The sequence below is a fragment of the Cupriavidus sp. BIC8F genome (assembly GCF_032465815.1).
In the GTDB taxonomy this organism is placed as follows: Bacteria; Pseudomonadota; Gammaproteobacteria; order Burkholderiales; family Burkholderiaceae; genus Cupriavidus; species Cupriavidus necator.
This window is the reverse complement of record NZ_CP136096.1, coordinates 199833-214992: the sequence shown is the minus strand read 5'-3', so window position 1 is coordinate 214992 and position 15160 is coordinate 199833. Positions and strand designations below refer to the sequence as shown.

Annotated in this window: 16 protein-coding genes; 9 read left to right on the top strand and 7 right to left on the bottom strand. The window is 60.3% G+C overall.

Translation table 11 applies throughout. The features are described from left to right. Window positions 1-21: 21 nt before the first annotated feature. Complete coding sequence (locus tag RS901_RS35840; RefSeq protein WP_316157399.1) at window positions 22-573, bottom strand: DedA family protein; 552 nt, start codon at window positions 571-573, stop codon at window positions 22-24. Window positions 574-699: 126 nt separating this feature from the next. Beyond that, entirely contained in the window at window positions 700-1131 is a 432-nt protein-coding gene (locus tag RS901_RS35835) for a carboxypeptidase regulatory-like domain-containing protein (RefSeq protein ID WP_316157398.1), read from the bottom strand. A gap of 173 nt (window positions 1132-1304) precedes the next feature. Between RS901_RS35835 and RS901_RS35830 the strand changes: the two genes are divergently transcribed. From RS901_RS35830 to tnpC, 3 genes are all read left to right on the top strand, one after another. After that, complete coding sequence (locus RS901_RS35830; RefSeq protein ID WP_316157397.1) at window positions 1305-1481, top strand: DUF6444 domain-containing protein; 177 nt, start codon at window positions 1305-1307, stop codon at window positions 1479-1481. A 114-nt stretch (window positions 1482-1595) separates the two neighbouring features. Next, complete coding sequence (locus tag RS901_RS35825; RefSeq protein WP_316154236.1) at window positions 1596-2861, top strand: IS256 family transposase; 1266 nt, start codon at window positions 1596-1598, stop codon at window positions 2859-2861. 68 nt (window positions 2862-2929) lie between these two features. Next, window positions 2930-4201 (top strand): IS66 family transposase, encoded by a 1272-nt coding sequence (tnpC, locus tag RS901_RS35820; protein ID WP_410054254.1) that lies wholly within the window; start codon window positions 2930-2932, stop codon window positions 4199-4201. Here tnpC and RS901_RS35815 read toward each other — a convergent pair. Further along, complete coding sequence (locus RS901_RS35815) at window positions 4156-4317, bottom strand: hypothetical protein (RefSeq protein ID WP_316157396.1); 162 nt, start codon at window positions 4315-4317, stop codon at window positions 4156-4158. The genes tnpC and RS901_RS35815 overlap by 46 nt on opposite strands. A 178-nt stretch (window positions 4318-4495) precedes the next feature. Between RS901_RS35815 and RS901_RS35810 the strand changes: the two genes are divergently transcribed. Beyond that, window positions 4496-5521, top strand: a complete 1026-nt coding sequence (locus RS901_RS35810) for an IS1595 family transposase (protein ID WP_316157395.1) — start codon at window positions 4496-4498, stop codon at window positions 5519-5521. A 135-nt stretch (window positions 5522-5656) separates the two neighbouring features. Here RS901_RS35810 and RS901_RS35805 read toward each other — a convergent pair whose 3' ends face one another. The 4 genes from RS901_RS35805 to RS901_RS35790 all read right to left on the bottom strand — a co-directional run bounded on the left by RS901_RS35805 (window position 5657) and on the right by RS901_RS35790 (window position 9820). After that, a complete protein-coding gene (locus tag RS901_RS35805; protein WP_316157394.1) occupies window positions 5657-6052 on the bottom strand; it encodes a PepSY domain-containing protein in 396 nt (131 codons plus the stop codon). Window positions 6053-6225: 173 nt separating this feature from the next. Then, window positions 6226-7590, bottom strand: coding sequence for a HAMP domain-containing sensor histidine kinase (locus tag RS901_RS35800; RefSeq protein WP_316157393.1), 1365 nt, complete (start codon window positions 7588-7590; stop codon window positions 6226-6228). Window positions 7591-7618: 28 nt separating this feature from the next. Continuing rightward, window positions 7619-8296 (bottom strand): response regulator transcription factor, encoded by a 678-nt coding sequence (locus tag RS901_RS35795; protein ID WP_316157392.1) that lies wholly within the window; start codon window positions 8294-8296, stop codon window positions 7619-7621. Window positions 8297-8911: 615 nt separating this feature from the next. Further along, window positions 8912-9820, bottom strand: coding sequence for a LysR family transcriptional regulator (locus RS901_RS35790; protein WP_316157391.1), 909 nt, complete (start codon window positions 9818-9820; stop codon window positions 8912-8914). A 94-nt stretch (window positions 9821-9914) separates the two neighbouring features. Here RS901_RS35790 and RS901_RS35785 point away from each other — a divergent pair, with 94 nt between their 5' ends. From RS901_RS35785 to RS901_RS35765, 5 genes are all read left to right on the top strand, one after another. Next, window positions 9915-10904 (top strand): PDR/VanB family oxidoreductase, encoded by a 990-nt coding sequence (locus tag RS901_RS35785; RefSeq protein WP_316157390.1) that lies wholly within the window; start codon window positions 9915-9917, stop codon window positions 10902-10904. A 59-nt stretch (window positions 10905-10963) separates the two neighbouring features. Then, a complete protein-coding gene (locus RS901_RS35780; protein WP_316157389.1) occupies window positions 10964-11719 on the top strand; it encodes an SDR family NAD(P)-dependent oxidoreductase in 756 nt (251 codons plus the stop codon). 85 nt (window positions 11720-11804) lie between these two features. After that, window positions 11805-12875, top strand: a complete 1071-nt coding sequence (locus RS901_RS35775; RefSeq protein ID WP_316157388.1) for an aromatic ring-hydroxylating dioxygenase subunit alpha — start codon at window positions 11805-11807, stop codon at window positions 12873-12875. Window positions 12876-12925: 50 nt separating this feature from the next. Continuing rightward, window positions 12926-13696: an alpha/beta hydrolase gene (locus tag RS901_RS35770; protein WP_316157387.1), complete on the top strand. Its 771-nt coding sequence runs from the start codon at window positions 12926-12928 to the stop codon at window positions 13694-13696. 92 nt (window positions 13697-13788) lie between these two features. Next, window positions 13789-15141 (top strand): nucleobase:cation symporter-2 family protein, encoded by a 1353-nt coding sequence (locus RS901_RS35765; RefSeq protein WP_410054262.1) that lies wholly within the window; start codon window positions 13789-13791, stop codon window positions 15139-15141. The last annotated feature ends 19 nt before the right edge of the window (window positions 15142-15160 follow it).

Below are 15160 nucleotides of genomic sequence, written 5' to 3'. Positions count from 1 at the left end.
GGCTGCGCTCCTGGACTGCGCCTATCCTCGACGCCGGCGTGCAAGGAAGTGGCAACAAAGCGCCAAGCACAAGATTGCGCCTAGCACCCAGGGCTCGTAACGAGCGAAGTTCGCCAGCCATTGCTCCAGCACGTGGCCCAAGGCATAACCCGCTGCGCCAATCACAATGGCCCAGACCACGGCACCGGCGAGGTTGAGGACAAAGAAGCGGGACCGCGGCACCTGGCTCATGCCTAAGGCCATCGGCCCGACGATGCGCAGGCCATACATGAATCGAACGGCCAGGATGAGCGGGACATGGTGTCGATGCAGCAACGCTGTTGTGCGCGCCACTGAGGGTTGCATGGACGGAAATCGCTTCATCAGGGATGCGCCATACCGCTGACCCACATGAAAATACAGTTGGTCACCCAGGAAGCTCGCAAGGAGGGCAACCAAGACGACCGTCGGCAGGGCGAGGTCGCCGCGCTGGGCGGCGAAGCCCGCCATCACCAGGATCGCTTCCCCTTCCAGGAAGGTCCCCGCAAATACCGCCAGGTAGCCGTAGCTGTGAATCAAGCCTGCGATATCCATGGCGCGCGCACTTGGTCTGGCGAAAGTGGGCGGGACCGGGTGAGACGGCGACGAGTTGCCCGAAGTGGGCCCCGCATCATCCGGGCAAACACCTTGCCATTCGGCATCATCGATCCCCACTGATCCCTACTCCTGCCACTCAAAGATCAATCGCTGATGCTGGCTGGCCCGAATCTGCACCACGCGCTGCTTCGCGATGCCGTGCCGTTCGGCACTGACGCGATACCTGCCCTCGGGCAGCTTGGCCAGCAGAAAGGGACCCTCGGAAGTGGTCGCCAGGAACTCCTTGCCGGCCTCATCCTTGATCAATACTTTCACGTCGGACAGGTACTCGTCCCGCGGCACCGCCTTCCGATAGAACTGCAGCTCGAGCGGGTACTGGGCGGCGGCTTGCTTGATGGCGTCAGCCTCGTCGAGGCCGATCCCGCCGGTGACGTAGCGCACCGTCCCTTGTGCCCTGACGGGCGGCAGATTGGGTTGAGCACCGACCAAGGGAGCCATCGTCGCCAGGCATGCCGCGACGGTTGCGGCATGCCCAACCAGTGCCTTGCGTTTCATGGGAAAGCCCTCCAAGTCAAGTGCGACTATAGGCCCGGGAACGGCGGGGGGGCTGGTCTTCCGATCTGGCCTGCCCCCGGCCACCGGGCATTGCCTCACTTTTCCTTCATTTCCTGCTGCGTAACTATTCAGCGGGTGTTGTAAACATTGGCTGAACCCGGCATAGTGTCGGGATGTCGAATAAGACCCCCGAGTTGCCGGTTCCCGATTTGAAGTCGATGACGCACGAGCAGAAAGATGCGTTCATCATCGAACTGGTCGCAATGGTCAATACGCTTCTGAAGCGGGTGGATGAGTTGGAGGCAAGGCTCGGGAAGGACAGTCACAACTCGAGCAAGCCGCCGAGCTAAAGTCGAAAGTGGTGTACGGCGGGGGATTTGAGGCGCGGAGTCGAGGGCGGTGGAGCTTTTCGCTGAGAATCTGATTGTCGAGATCGGAAACCAGCACAAAAAAAGTCCACCACCATGAGCAAGGATAAGGGTAAAGAAGCAGTCGGTCTATCGGAAATCGGGCTTGGGCTCGAGGAGTTGATCAGGCGCGGGGCCCGGCGGGTCATCCAGGAGGCGATCGAAGTGGAACTGGCAGAGCTGCTTGAGCAGTTCAGTAACGTCAAGACGTTGAGCGGGCAGCGCGCCGTGGTTCGCAATGGCTACCTCCCGGAGCGGGAGGTGCTGACGGGCGCCGGACCGATTGCCGTGAAGGTGCCCAAGGTGCGCGACCGGTCCGGTTCCGGCGTGAAGTTCAACTCGGCGATCGTGCCGCCGTATGTGAGGAAGTCGCCGCGGGTGAGTGCGGCGCTGCCCTGGCTGTACCTGAAGGGAGTCTCGACAGGCGACATGAGCGAGGCGCTGTCGGTGCTGCTGGGCGAGGATGCCAAAGGGCTATCGGCCAACGTGGTGAGCCGATTGAAGGCGCAGTGGGCAGACGAGCATGCGAGTTGGAATCAGCGTGATTTGTCAGCGGCGCGGTATGTGTATTGGTGGGTGGACGGCATCCATACGGGTCTGCGCAGCGAAGGCTCGGACGGGCAATGCCTGCTGGTGATCATCGGCGTTACGCCCGACGGCAGGAAGGAGCGCGTGGCGATCGGTGACGGCTATCGGGAATCGAAGGCATCGTGGGTGGAAGTCCTGCTGGACCTGAAATCCCGCGGCTTGCAGGCTGGCCCGCTGGCGGCGGTCGGCGATGGCGCCATGGGATTCTGGGCTGCCCTGGAAGAGGTGTTCCCGGCCACGCGTACCCAGCGTTGCTGGTTCCACAAGATGGGCAATGTCCTGAACGCCTTGCCAAAATCCCAGCATGGCCGCGCCAAGGCAGATCTGCAGGCGATTTGGATGGCAGCCACCAGGGCCGATGCCGATGCCGCCTTCGATCGCTTTGTAACGATCTACGGCGCCAAGTATCCCAAGGCCACCGGCGTGCTCACCAAAGATCGAGACAGCCTGCTGACGTTCTACGACTTCCCGGCCGAGCACTGGCAGCACATCCGCACGACCAATGCGATTGAATCAACCTTCGCGACCGTGCGTCACCGCACGACGCGCACGCGCAATTGCGTGTCCCGAGCGACCTTCCTTGGCCTGGCCTTCAAGCTGATCGAGGAAGCCGAGAAAACCTGGCGCCGCATCAACGGTGCCGAACACATCGAACTGCTCTTGAAGGGCGTTCCCTTCAAGGACGGAACTCCGGCGCATGACAATCCGCCGGTTCAGCAGAAACTCGCCGCCTGACAGCCGGCCACGATCAGCCCTCGTACACCAGATTTGACAATATCTCCAAGCCGCCATCGTCGGATGGCTTGCGCCGCAAGCCGAAGTCTCTGCGCGAGCGTGGCAAAGCAAAGGCCGGTGGTCAGCCCGGCCACAAGGGCAACACGCTCAAGCGCGTTGAGCAGCCTGATCACGTTGAAATCCATTCGGTTGCGCCGTTGTGCGACGCTTGTGGTCAGCCGATTGCCCGCGAGGACGTGTCGGTATTGGCCGAATCGCGGCAGGTCATTGACCTGCCGCCAATCCGCTTTGAAGTGACCGAGCATCGCGTCGAGCGGGCACAGTGCGGATGCGGGAAGGTGCATCGCGCAGCGTTCCCCGCAGGCGTGAGTCAGGCGGCGCAGTACGGATCGCAGATCAAGGCGGCAGTCGTGTACCTGACGCAATATCAGCAGCTGCCGGTGGACCGTACGACCCAGGCGCTGGCCGATCTGTTCGGTGTGCGGCTGAGCACAGGTACAGTCCAGAACTGCATCAACGAAGCCGCCTTTGCGCTCAAGCCTGCCGTTGCACAGATCAGGCAGGCGTTGCAGGAGGCGACCGTGGCACACTTCGACGAATCGGGGGTGCACGTGGCAGGCAAGCTTCACTGGCTGCATAGCGTATCGACGGCGATGCTCAGCTGGCTGGGCGCGCATCAGAAGCGGGGCAAAGAGGCCATGGACAGTCACGGCATTCTCCCGGCGTTCACGGGCGTTGCCGTGCATGACGGCTGGGCCCCCTATGCGCACTATGAATGCGAGCACGCGTTGTGCAACGCCCATCACCTGCGCGAGCTGATTTTCATCTCGGAAACCACACAGCAGCCCTGGGCCGCAAAGCTGATTGAGCTGCTGCGCCAAGCGTGCGGCGAGGTCGGCCGCAGTATCGACCAGGGTGCGCAGAGCCTGCCCAAACAGCGTCAAAGTTACTACCGGCAGCGTTCGAGCAAGTTGATTGCCGAAGGCCGTAGACTCAATCCGCAGCAGCAGCGTGCCCCCTCGCAGGCAAAGCAGCGAGGCAAGATCAAGCAAAGCCCTGCGTTCAATCTGCTGGCGCGTCTGGAACGTCATGCCGACCAGGTCTGGCGCTTTATTGCCGATCATCGGGTGCCATTTACGAATAATCTGGCCGAGCGCGACATCCGCATGCCCAAGCTCAAGCAGAAAGTCTCTGGCTGCTTCCGCAGCCAAAACGGTCTCGACGCGTTCTGCACCATCCGCTCCTACCTCGCCACCCTGCGCAAGCAGTCCCGACCTCTCTTTGAAGCCTTGGCTCACGCGTTCACCGGCAACGTGCTTTCGCCCATGCCCGCTGAATAGTTACCCTGCTGCTTGGTTTCCTTCATTTCGTGCTTCTTGTTTTCCGCCTTCTCTTCCTTCATCTCGTGCTTCCTGCTTTCCATGCCGTGCTTCTTGACTGGCTTGGCGGTTTGCATCTTGGGGGACTCGGCACCCACTCCGGAAGCGCCTGGGTCGGCCGCCACGGCAGAGAACGTGAAGGCCGAAAAGGCCGCAGCAAATAGACTCGATAGTAGTTTGATCCGTGCTTATCCGGTTGTCTCCCAAGCCCCCTACCGATAGTATGTTGGTCATCTGTGCCTACCCGGGGCAACCATGGTTATTGACGTGCTTGACCGAAGCGATCTGCCGTTTCCGGGCTCGCTGCCGGAGTTTCAGCAGATGTTTCCAGACGAAGCGGCATGCATGGCCTACCTTGAGCGCGCTCGATGGAGCGATGGGTTCATTTGTGGCCACTGTGGCTTGCTTGATGAGCCGTACCGCTTTGCCAATCGCCCCGGCGTTTTCCGTTGTCGCCATTGCACACGCGACACGAGCCTCACCGCTGGCACCGTCATGGAGCGCACGCACACACCGCTGTCGGTTTGGTTCTGGGCGGCGTATCTGGTCGCCAGTCAGACGCCTGGCATGTCGGCCGTTCAGTTCCAGCGCCAACTCGGCCTGTCGCGTTACGAGACCGCCTTCCAGATACTCCACAAGTTGCGCGCCGGCATGGTGCGCCCCGACCAGGATCGGATCGGCGGCAAGCCTGAGGAACACGTCGAGGCCGATGAGACCTACGTCGGTGGGCGTACTCGCGGCAAAGGCAGGGGCGTGCACGACATGGTTCTTGTGGCCGGCGCTGTCGAGGTTCGGCAACGCAAGCTTGCCGGCAGCCGCAACAAACGCAAGAGCGCACGGTATGCCGGACGAGTTCGGCTCGCTCTGGTTCCTGACCGAAGCGCCCGGTCGCTTGGCGGATTCATCGAGCGTACCGTTGCACCCGGCGCAACCATCATCACCGACGACTGGAGCGGTTATGCCAAGCTGGGCGAGCGCGGCTATGGCCATATCGCCATCGCGCAGCGTGGTGACATGCAAGTGGCCGAAACCCTCCTGCCGATCATTCACCTTGTGTTCTCCAATCTCAAGACCTGGCTGCGCGGCAGTCATCACGGTGTCAGCCCGCAGCACCTACAAGCCTATCTCAACGAATTCACCTTCCGCTTCAACCGCCGTTTCTATCCCTTCAACGCGTTTCGCTCCCTGCTCGGCATCGCTGGTGACGTCACCGCGCCGACCTATGCCGAGCTCTATGCCAAAAAATCGCTACCCACTACATCTAGTAGGTCTGGGAGCTAACCGGATAAGCACGGTTTGATCATCTCAAGTCCTCTCATGGGTCGTATCAATGAGTGCATTGGGAACGCAGTCAGCACCCGATCCTTCCCCTCCACAATGCCGGCTGGGGAAGCGCGGGGACGCGCCGGCGGACTGCTAGCTTTCCTCGTCCTCTTCGTCGCCGCCCGTATCCACGTGCAGGACTTGTCCGTTGCCGGCGTCAACCTTTACGTCCTTGAGTTCGCCAGCGGGCGTCTTGACCTCAACGCTGTAGACCAGGTTGCCATTCTCGTTGTCCAGCGCAACCCGGTGCGCCGTCCCTGGCACCTTCGCCAAGGCGGCTGCGGTAGCTGTCACCGCGTCAATGCGGGCCAAGGTAGCGAGTCTGGCGGCCTCCGCCTTCTCCCCGTGATCGTGGTTGTCGACCTTGATACTGGAGCTGTAACTGGGCGTCTGCGTGCCGCCGGCAGCTACTGCGTATCCGCCACCGAGCAGGCCGAATCCAACGGCGAATGCGCCCACCACCGTTCCCATCGTTGGCTTTCTGATCATGGCTGATTGTCCTCCAATGAAGTCATCCGGCCGGGCTCTGTTCCGGGCAGCGCCGTCTGGTTCCCGCACCGATTGGCCAACCTTTGTGGTTCTTAGCCTAGGCCTGCTACCCTGCTGGAACCTTGCCCGAACGTTACAGTTTGGAAAGCTTGGCGCCGGCCGGCCCAACCACGCTAGCGGTCATCCCCAGGTGCCTGGGGAAGAAAGATGCGAAAGACGGAACCAGCGGCCAACGCACTCGACGCTTCCACATGGCCGTGGTGCGCCTCAACGATCGCCTTGACGAGGCTCAACCCCAATCCCAGCCCGCGCTGCGAACGGCTGCGGTCGCTTCGATACAGGCGAGCCCAGATTCTCGACAGCTCATCGGGGGTCATGCCGATCCCGGTATCGGTCACGCTGATGGCGATAGCCTGGTCGTGAAGCGCAACACGGACTGCGACGTGCCCACCTGGCTCGGTGTATTTGATCGCGTTGTCCAATAAATTCGCCAGGACCTGGCGCAGGCGGTTACGGTCAGCCAGCACGCGCATCTCTTGCGGCATGGTGGCTGAGATGGTGATTGATTTTTCTTCGGCGGCATACCGGTAGAGCTCGACGGTATCGTTGATCAACGGTGGAAGGCTCACGCTGTCGAGCTCCAGTCTCATCGTCCCGGTTTCCGCCTCCGAAATGTCCATGAGTGTGTTCAGCATCCTGAGCAACTGGTCCGACTCTTCGACACAATCAGCGAGTGCTTCCCGGTAGACTTCCAGTTTCGGTTCCGACCGCAAGGCGACTTCCGCAGTACCACGGAATCGCGCCACCGGAGTGCGGAGGTCGTGGGCCACGTTGTCAAGCGCTTCGCGCATGCCCCGGACCAGTGCCGCGATCTTGTTCAGCATGCCGTTGAAAAGTGTGCCCAGTTCGTCCAACTCATCGCCGGTGCGCAAGAGGGGCACCCGCGCATCCAGGGCACCCGCATCGATTTCCCGGACGGTCTGAATCAGCCTGCGAATCGGTCGCAAGGCACGCACGGCCAGGAACGATCCGCCGAGTAGGCCCAGCATGAACACCGGAATGGCCACGCTGGCGACGACCCAGACAAAGCGCTCCAGAAAGCTATCGCGCTCCTCCGTGCTCTTGCCGACCTGCAGCAAAGAGCCATCGGGAAGCCGCCGGGAGGCAATTTCGAGTATTGCCTCGTCGTCCTTTGCCGGCAGCCGAATCAGTGGCGCCGGATCGGCCAGGGGCGCGTGCTCGAGCCGGCCCACGTCGAATTCCGCCCACTGGTCGGGTATCTCCATGAACACCGTGGTATTTCGCGGTCCAGCGATGCGGATGAAGAAGGGCTTCGTGCTGCGTAGTCGTGCCTCCCGGGTCAGTTGGTTTTTGAGCCGTGTGAGGTCCGTCGCCTGATACTGGGCCACCAATTGACGAACCCTCTCGTCAACGCTGTGGCGATCCTGCTCGCGCAGAGAGGTGGCGAGAAGGAAATAGGCCAGCGCAAAGAGGCACAGCGTGCCCAGAATGAAGAACGCCGAGAACCAGAGCGTCAACCGAAAGCCAAGATCCTTTCGGTAGGCGCTAAGGGGCCTTGAGAACATAGCCCACCCCGCGGATGGTATGAATGACCTTGTCGGGGAAGTCGCGGTCTAGCTTGTTGCGCAAGCGACACACCAATACATCGACGACGTTGGTTTGCGGATCAAAGCTGAGGTCCCAGACATGCTCCAGGATCATGGCCTTGGAAACGGGGCGGCCGGCATTGCGCATCAGGTACTCGAGAAGCGAAAGTTCGCGCGGCTGCAGATCGAGCCTTTGGTTTGCGCGCCGGGCTTCGCGTGCCAGCAGATCCAGGACGATCTCCCCCACAACCAAGCGGGTGGGTTCTGCAATCCCACCAGCGGAACGCCGGATCAGCGCCTGGATGCGCGCGAGCAGTTCGCTCAGCGAGAAGGGCTTGGTCAGGTAGTCATCGCCTCCCATTTGTAGACCTTTGACTCGGTCGTCGACCGAGCGCTTGGCGCTGAGGATGATGACGGGGGTAGTCACCTGGTTGCGGCGCAATTCCTCGATGAGCGTCAAGCCGTCCAGGCGTGGCAGCATGATGTCGATGACGGCGGCATCATAGGAGGCTGCGAGGGCCAGATTCAGCCCGTCCTGGCCATCGCCAACCGGATCCACGGCAAAGCCCGCTTGCCTGAGCGCCCCAGCAACAAAGCCACGCACCTTGCTGTCATCCTCCACCACAAGCACCCGCATGGCTTTCCTTTCCCCCGAGGTGTTGCCGCACTTCGCTGGACGATGATGCTGCCGTAGGCATGGCGCGCTCCACGAGCAGCATTATCAACATCGCAGCCTACTATGCGTAATAGAGGAAAGTGGCTTACGACGCAAGAATCCGGCAGGGGCAGCAGTTTCGGCCCGATACTCCTCGCTGTCGGGTCGTCAAGGACCTCCTATACGAACACAGGGTTGGCCGCAATTCGCGAAATCCGCCACATCTCCGCTAACCCGCTGATTCGATTGCGAAATCGTCTGCCACATCGGGTGACGGAACACCCGGTGGGATCCGGGCGCAGTTCTTGCCGGATTCGCCCACGCGCACTTCCCGATCCTGGTCGTCCAACATCTCAATCCCAAGGGTCGGGCAGCCACAGGAAGCAAAGCGATCCGGTCATACATTTCGATTGCGCCCGTACATCCGGACTTTTGATGCGAGCATGGCATGCTCGCTGTCCCTGCGGGACTGCAGCGCCCAGGCCCATCTGGCCTTGGGTGGGAAATCCGATCTCTTTGACGACAACGCTCTTGTCGCCGTCAGCGCGGATCGCGTACCGCGACATCGGAGACATACCGAGTAGGCATCTCGCCCATCTAACCCAGTACTTCACGATGCTCCTTCACGTAGTCCATCAGCACCTTCAGCAGGATGGATGTCGCCGGCGACGGACTGCGCCTTGTCAGATGGAAGGCGCCCACTGCTCTATGGAGCATCGGTGGCCCCAGCTTTCGGAAAGCGAGTCCCTTTGCGTCGGCAAGCAGTTGCGCATTTGCAGGGAGGACAGAGACTCCCATGTCGTGACGGACCATGGAGAACACGGTCGCCGGGAACGATACTTCAAACGCATAGTTCGGCACGATGTCCAGTTGTGTGAGGTGAGTATCTAGCTGCTGCCGCAAGGGACTACGAGGGGAAAGCGCGATGAGTGGCTCCCGACTCAGCATCTCCCATGAAATCTGCCGCTTGTCTGCAAGCGGATGAGCGGCATGGAGCACGGCCAAGTAGGTATCGGTGAAAAGCGGTGTGCAGGTTATCTCCCGATGCGCGCCAAGGGATGTCCCGATCCCCACGTCAATCTCCTCGTCAATCAAGGCTTGCTGGAGGTCTTGCTCCGCCATGTCAAGAAACTGCAACTTGATGCCGGGATAGAGCTGACGAAACATGGCCATGAATGGCACAAGCAAGGTAGTGGACAGCACGGTTGCGCTGGCAAGCGCGACTCTTCCCCGTTCATAGCTCACCGTCTCCCGAGTGCGCTGGACGCCGTCTTCAATATCCCGAAGTACCCGTCGCGCCATCCCGAGAAGCTCCTGTCCGGAGGCAGTCAATCGCACCATTCGTGTGTGCCGGTCAAATAGCTTGAGCCCTAATTCTTCCTCCAAGTCCTTGACCAGCATGCTAAGTGCTGCCTGTGTCACGTGAAGAGCATCGGCCGCCGCTGTGAACTGGCTGCAGTCCGCAACCGCAACGAAGGCTCGAAGCTGTCGCAAGGTGATATTCATAAGGCAATCTTAGGAATGAATAAAATAAATTGAATTGTATGATGAAAGATAGCTTGCTTAAATGAGGCCATCAAGAATTACTTAGGAAGCCCCCATGACTCCAACAGCTTCATCGCCGCTGATACCCGTCTGGGTTCGTGGAATTCGCGTCGAGGCGGAAGGAATTCGGAGCTTCGAGCTGTGGCCAAGAGTCGGCGAACTCGCCGAGGCAGAGGCTGGAGCTCACATTGACGTCCATCTTCCGGGCGGCGTGATTCGTCAGTACTCCCTGACGAATCCGGGCGAATCCCATCGATACATCATTGGTGTCAACCGTGACCCGAAGAGTCGGGGAGGCTCACGCCATCTTCACGAGCAAATTCGAGTCGGTGATGAGTTGGCGATAAGCGTCCCACGCAATCACTTCCGCCTCAATGAAACGGCATCACATTCGGTTCTCGTCGCTGGCGGCATTGGTGTCACGCCGCTTTACGCGATGGCAAGGCGGCTCACGGAGCTTGGGCGTCCCTGGACGTTTTACTACTGTGCCCGATCTCAGCAGCGAGCGGCATTCCTGCCGGAGCTCTTCAGGCTGGCCGCAAGTGCAACGCAAGGAGGCCTGCACCCCATATTTGACGGTGAGCCCGGACAGGCGCCACTTGATGTCAGAGGCGTTGCGCAGCGTTACCGCGACGCAGATCTATATTGCTGCGGCCCAACGCCACTCATTGATGCGTTCCGCGAAGCCTGTTCCGACTTGCCACCAGAGCGGGTCCACGTGGAGTTCTTTGGCTCGGGTCCAGCCGCCACGGCAACCGATGCGGCGGTGCCGGCTCGCAAGGCCTTCCAGATCGTCCTGCAGCAGTCCGGCAAGACACTGGACGTTCCGCCTGAGAAGTCCGTGCTCGACATTCTGCTGGCAAATGGGCTGCCCGTCTTCAGTTCCTGCCGGGAAGGCGTTTGCGGTTCTTGCGAAACGCGGGTGCTTGGGGGCGCTCCGGAGCATCACGACCGGGTTTTGTCGCCGGGAGAGCGTGCGTCGGGAACGACCATGATGGTGTGTGTTTCCCGTTGCAAGGGCGAAAAATTAGTTCTTGACCTATGACCGCACCCCGTACGCAGTGGGGTATCGATAACGTTGAAGAGAGAGCGAGAGAGAAGAGGATGACACGCGAATTTGAGAACAAGACCATCATCGTTACGGGCGCCGGCGGCAACATCGGCCGGGCTTACTGTGACGCGCTGATTGCAGCCGGAGCAAACCTCGTGATGGCTGACTTGGGTAACCTCTCGGGGTTGGCGAGCGAGTATGGGAGCTGCGGCGCCCGGGCCATTGCCGTCAAGGTCGACGTTGCCGATCCCGCGTCGGTCCAGGCGATGGCCGACAAGGCAATGGAAACGTTTGGGCGAATCGACGGACTCATCAACAACGCCGGCTTTTTCAAGGGCTGTTCCTTTGGCTCCTTCATGGACATTCCGCTGGAGGAGTGGGACCTTTGTTTTGATGTGAACGTCCGCGGTGTATGGCTGTGCTGCAAGGCGGTGGTGCCACACATGACGTCGGCTGGGGGTGGGAAGATCATCAACGTGTCCTCGAACACACCTTACAAGGGGGTGCCGAACTTCCTCCACTATGTCTCGTCGAAGGCGGCCATCATCGGTCTCACACGTGCACTGGCTCGCGAGGTTGGCGAATTCAACATCCAGGTCAATACGCTCTGCCCCGACCTGATCCCAGATGCCGATATCACCGCCAAGCAAGGCACCGCCGCGGACGAAAGGACGATTGCTGGTCGCTGCCTCAAGCGCACGCAAAAGCCGGACGACATGGTGGGCTCGGCGCTTTTCCTGCTCGGCAAAGGCTCCGACTTCGTGACGGGTCAAAGCCTGCTTGTCAACGGCGGGGCATTCTTCAACTGACCCTCCTCGCAACCCCGATATCCCACAGCAACTGAAGCGATGAGCGAAGCCGGACCGGAAGGTCTGGCATATAAGTGGAATCCTCATGACAGACCTCTCCAATACCGGAATTCCGCTGCGCGACCTGCGCGGCCAAGCAGATAGCCCGCCTCTCTTCAAGGCGCTCAGGAAGTACTGGCATCCAGTAGCCTATGCAACGGAACTCTTGGACAAGCCGCTTGACGTGACCCTGCTTGGACAGTCCGTCGTTATCGCCCGGCTGAACGGTGAAGTTCGTGCCTTGAATGGTCGCTGCCCTCACAAGGGAACAAAACTGGCTTTGGGCCAGATTGTGGATGGCACCATCGAATGCCCATACCACGGCTGGCGTTTTGACGGCGAAGGCGCCTGTACTCGCATTCCGGCCCGCGAAGAGCTGACAGATGCCATGAAGGTATCGACATCGTGTTACCACGTGACCGAACAGGCCGGGATTATCTGGGTGGCGCTTGAGAAGCCCTTGTTTCCTACGCCGGTTTTCCCGGAACTGAACGACTCGACGTACCGGGTATTGCAGGGAGAAGCATACGATTGGGCGACGAGTGCACCGCGGCGACTCGAAAACTTCGTCGACTTCTGCCATTTTGCGTACGTGCACGATGGAACCATCGGAAGCCGTGCGAATCCGCGCGTGGAGCCAGTCAAGGTCTGGCGCGAAGAGTCGGTGTTGCGCTTTGACCGGAGCGGTATCAAGGAACCTGGTGTCGGGTTGAAGAAGCAGTTGCTTGGCCTGACGGAAGAGTGGATCGAGCCCGAGAACGAATATCACGTGACGATGCCGGCTACCGTGCATCTGAAGCGCACGTTCCCCAACGGGAAGCGCTATGTTCTGTTCATGGCTGCATGTCCTGTTGACGAACATACCACCCGCAGCTTCTGGTGGCAGGCACGTGACTTTGGGACGGAGCCGGTTTACGACAAATTCTTCATGGACTTCGAAGCCCAAGTGCTTGCTGAGGACAAGCCCATCATTGAGTCGCAGCGCCCGCTATGGTTCCACCTCTCAAACGCTCCGAACGCCGAGCGTGAGATTCCTGTGCGGGGCGCCGATGTCGTCACGATCGAGTATCGACGCTGGCTTGCTGAGATTGCTGCGGTCGAAGGTGGGGCACCATGAGGCCGGTGAGATCCGCGCCAGTGCGCCACCTCAACGTCCAACTAGATGACATGACCTTGCATGTGCTAGCTTTCGGCGAACACACGACAGGCGCGCCGCCGTTGCTTTGTCTCCATGGAGTGACCGGCAATGCGTGGCTCTGGCATGATGTCGCCGACCACCTGTCGCAGGGAGGGCTGGTCCTTGCCCCGGACCTCCGGGGCCACGGCGATAGTCGGTGGTCCGCCAAGGCCGAATATTCCACCAGTGACCACGTACGAGATCTGGCGGGCATCCTTGATGCACTGGAAATCGAGGTGTGTGACATTGCGGGATTGTCGTGGGGCGGCCTGATCGCGCTCGAATACACAGCGAACTATCCCGGCCGAGTGCGTAGATTGGCGGTTCTCGATGTTGAGCCGTCCTACCAGCAGGCGGACGATGCGGTACCGCCGCGCCCCACACAGTTTCCGGACCGCAATTCAGTCTATACGTGGGAGCGTGCCGCGAATCTAAACGCGCCAGATCCACTACTACACCTTTTTGCGGCGAGCTCTGTACGTCCCGGGGATGATGGTACCTGGGCACGTAAGCATGACCGCTTTTTCTTCACCCGCTGGCCATTTCGCAATGACGATGCCTGGGCAACTCTTGAGCAACTGAGGCTGCCCACGTTGTTCCTGCACGGCGAGCGAAGCTTCGTTCGACGGCAGGTGATGGAAGAGATGGCAGCACGGGTCCACGGCGCGGTCTTTCACAGCTTGAAGGACACCGGGCACCTCTTGCCACTCGAGGCGCCGCAGTCCGTCAGCGAGCATCTGGAGGCGTTCCTCCGAAGCTAGTGCACGCGCTTTGCCGGAGCCCAGGGGGCGTTGCCCTGAGTTCCGGCTCCTACACCACATCGAGCCTCAGTAGAAGGCACCAGGAGACAATGATGCCCCCAGTCCATGCAGTAGATGAGCGGATGCCACTCGGCCGACTCCTATCGCTCGCGTTTCAACATGTTCTCGTACTCTATGCCGGCGCTGTAGCGGTGCCGCTTATTCTTGGCGGCGCGCTCAAGCTGCCGCCGGACAAGGTCGCCGTTCTCATCAATGCCGACCTGTTCGCTGGCGGCGTGGTGACCCTTGTGCAGTGTCTCGGCGCGTGGAAGCTGGGCGCGCGTTTGCCAGTGATGATGGGGGTGTCTTTCGTGTCAGTCGGCCCAATGATAGCCATGGCCGCGAATCCCGACATTGGAATCACCGGCATCTATGGCGGGGTTATCGCTAGTGGCCTGTTCGGCATGGCAATTTCGCCGCTCGTAACGCGACTCCTCCCTTACTTCCCGCCGGTGGTAAGCGGATCAATCATCCTCTTACTCGGGCTCTCCATCGCCCCGATTGGGATACGGTGGGCGGGTGGAGGCGTTGGCGCCTCTGACTTCGGTAGTCCTGCCAACATCGGGATAGCTCTGGCCGTGTTGCTGGTCATCGTCCTCCTCCACAAACTTGGGAGAGGCATCGTCAAGAACATTTCCGTGCTGCTGGGTCTCGTCTTCGGGTACGCGCTCTGCCTGTTGCTCGGAAAAGTCTCGTTCGCCGATATCGGCAGTGCCCCGACGTTTGGCCTGGTATTGCCGTTCCAGTTCGGCCTGCCGACCTTCCATCTCGCGGCGATTGTCAGCATGTGTATCGTCATGACGGTGATTCTCGTCGAGTCGACGGGCATGTTCATCGCCATTGGCGATATTGCCGGACGGCCAGTGGACAAGCGCACGATGACGCGCGGTCTGATGGCCGATAGCGCGGGTGCGGTGTTCGGCGGGATATTCAATACGTTCCCCTATACCTCCTTCACCCAAAACATCGGTCTCATCAGCATGACCGGTGTCAGGAGCCGCTATGTCTGCGCTGCAGGCGGCGTCATCATGATGGTTCTGGGCATCTTGCCAAAGCTTGCGCACGTTATCGCAACCATTCCGCCTTATGTCCTGGGTGGAGCGGGAATTGTCATGTTCGGCATGGTGATCGCTGCAGGCGTCAGGATGCTCTCAGCGGTGGACTTTACGAACAACAAAGACAATCTGCTGATTGTGGCCGTCAGTTGCTGCGTTGCCATGATTCCGATGGCCGCGCCGACGTTCTTTGTGCAGTTCCCCAAGTGGCTGACTCCCATAACACACAGCGGCATTCTGCTCGGTGCAATGTCGGCATTCAGCCTGAATCTACTGCTGAATGGCAAACCACGCAATTGCGATGCGACGCTTGCAGAACATGGTGCCGCCATTCGCAGGAGTGAGTCCTAGTAGGGTAACCCTTGGCGCT